2 protein-coding genes are annotated in these 2,221 nt (G+C 42.3%); both read right to left on the bottom strand.

Annotated elements, in window-relative coordinates; translation table 11 throughout:
• Window positions 1–90: 90 nt before the first annotated feature.
• On the bottom strand, window positions 91–516 hold the full coding sequence (locus CXF78_RS20980; RefSeq protein ID WP_102037850.1) for a VOC family protein: 426 nt from the start codon (window positions 514–516) through the stop codon (window positions 91–93).
• Between the two features lie 403 nt (window positions 517–919).
• A partial coding sequence (locus CXF78_RS20975; protein ID WP_102037849.1) for a flavocytochrome c occupies window positions 920–2,221 on the bottom strand: 1,302 nt, incomplete at its 5' end.

Genomic DNA, 2,221 nt, shown 5'->3' with positions numbered 1-2,221 from the left:
TCGCGTTTAATGGATATGATGCGAAAGTATAAAGCTGTCTCTCTATTTTACTCGCTTAAAAAGCTATCAAAAAATATACAACAAACAGCGCTATATTGATTCTTTACTTGGTATTGGCTGCTTATCGTTTAACTGCAGTAAGTCCCAAAGATTGCCGTATAGATCTTCAAAAACCGCCACTGTGCCGTAGTCTTGCTCTTGAGGCGGACGCACAAACTCAATGCCATCGAGTTGCATGCGGTTGTAGTCGCGCCAAAAATCGTCGGTATTCAAAAAAAGAAATACCCGTCCGCCGGCTTGGTTACCAATAAAATCATGCTGCTCTGGTTTTGATGCCCTTGCTAGCAGCAACGACACTCCGTTTGACCCCGGAGGCGACACCACAACCCAGCGTTTGTCTTGTTCTGCTTGATAGGTGTCTTCAATTAAATCAAACTTCAATTTATTGACATAAAAATCGATGGCTTCATCGTAATCATTCACCACTAGCGCGATGTGAACTATAGACTGTTTCATTATTATCCTTTGATAGCGTTGTAAATTAGCCAGTGAGTGAGCGTTGTAAATTAACTAGTGAGTTAATGCAAGATTATCTGTGCCATTGATTATGCATTAAATAATCAGAACACGGGATAACAAACGCCTCGCAAACTGCCTTTTTCCTTGCTAACTGCGTTATTTTTTACATGAGAAGACTTGCAATAGGCCAGCTATTGACGGGTTTATACGTTTTGTTAGTAAAACAAATGACAAGTTTGAGAGCGGTTAATGGCTAAGCTTAATATCTTTATCATTCTATTCTCATCTCTACCTCTAGTTGAGGTTAATTCGATAGGTATGGAGATATTGACGCATAAAAAAAGCCACAGCAATGAACTGTGGCTTACTGATACTAGCGAGTCAGTGAATTCTAAATCGATTAGTTCTTTTTAGAATATTTTGCAGCTTCTTCACCCGCTAAGCGACCGAAGGTGATGATGTCCGAAATAGCATTACCACCTAAGCGGTTAGCACCATGAACACCGCCAGTAACCTCACCAGCACCATACAAGCCAGGGATAACCTGCTTCTTAGCATTCATGACTTCAGCTTTAGTGTCGATCATCACGCCACCCATAGTGTGGTGAACACCAGGCGTAACTTCAATTGCATAGTAGTTACCTTCGTTAAGTGCGCGCGGTAGGTTTGGACGCTCAAAATCAGTGTCTTTACCGCTACTCACTAAGCTGTTGTAACGCGCGACAGTTTCAGTAAGTGCTTTGCCGTCAATACCTTCCATTTTACCTAATTTAACTAGGCTATCTGCCGTTGGTGCAACACCTAAACCAATGTACTTATCAATTTTTGACAGTGACTTACGCACAGAATCATCAAAAATCAAATAAGCTGATTTACCGGTTTGCGCTAAGATAGCGGCAGATGCTTTATCACGAGTAGTAATTTCGTTAACGAAACGCTTACCTTCACGGTTAACCAAAATCGCACCATTACCACGTACCGCTTCAGTGACCATTACGCCACCTTTAACAGATAGTGTTGGGTGAGCTTGGATATACTGCATGTCTTTCAATGCGCCACCCGCATTTTCAGCTACATCCAGTCCATCACCTACTGCACCAGGTTGGTTAGTAGAGATAAAGCCTTTTAGTGAAGGATCAAGCTTTGCGACACGCTCGTTATTTTTAGCAAAACCACCCGTTGCTAAGATTACCGCATCGGCTTTCACCCAGTAGTAACCTTTGTACATACCCTTAACCAGAATACCTTTAACAGTGCCTTTATCATCTTTAAGCACTTCAATGCCGCGAGTGTTCATGCGTAAGTCGATATTGCGTTTCACTGCATTATCATAAAGTACTTGAACAACATGAGCACCTACACCAGCACCACCGGTTGGACGATGCGCACGATTAACAGATGCGCCACCCATCATGCCAACATCAGTTAAATCGGCACCCATAGCGGTCATCCAATCAACAGAGTCTTTAGAGTGTGAGCTTAATACTTTAACTAATGCAGGGTCATTTATGTTTTGGCCACCTTTCATGGTGTCTTCGAACATTAACTCTGGGCTGTCAGTAATTTTTTTGGCTTTTTGTTGATCAGTCCAAGCAGCGTTCATGCCACCCGCAGCTAACTTAGCATTACCGCCAATAACAGGCTCTTTTTCAATAAGAATGACTTTAGCACCACTGTCTGTTGCAGATATTGCTGCTGAGAA

The sequence above is a fragment of the Shewanella sp. 11B5 genome (assembly GCF_002836795.1).
In the GTDB taxonomy this organism is placed as follows: domain Bacteria; phylum Pseudomonadota; class Gammaproteobacteria; order Enterobacterales; family Shewanellaceae; genus Shewanella; species Shewanella frigidimarina.
This window is presented reverse-complemented; position numbering and strand designations above follow the sequence as displayed.

Coding starts and splice junctions, on each gene's coding strand:
- CXF78_RS20980 (WP_102037850.1), bottom strand. CDS start 516: ATGAAACAGTCTATAGTTCACATCGCGCTAGTGGTGAATGATTACGAT.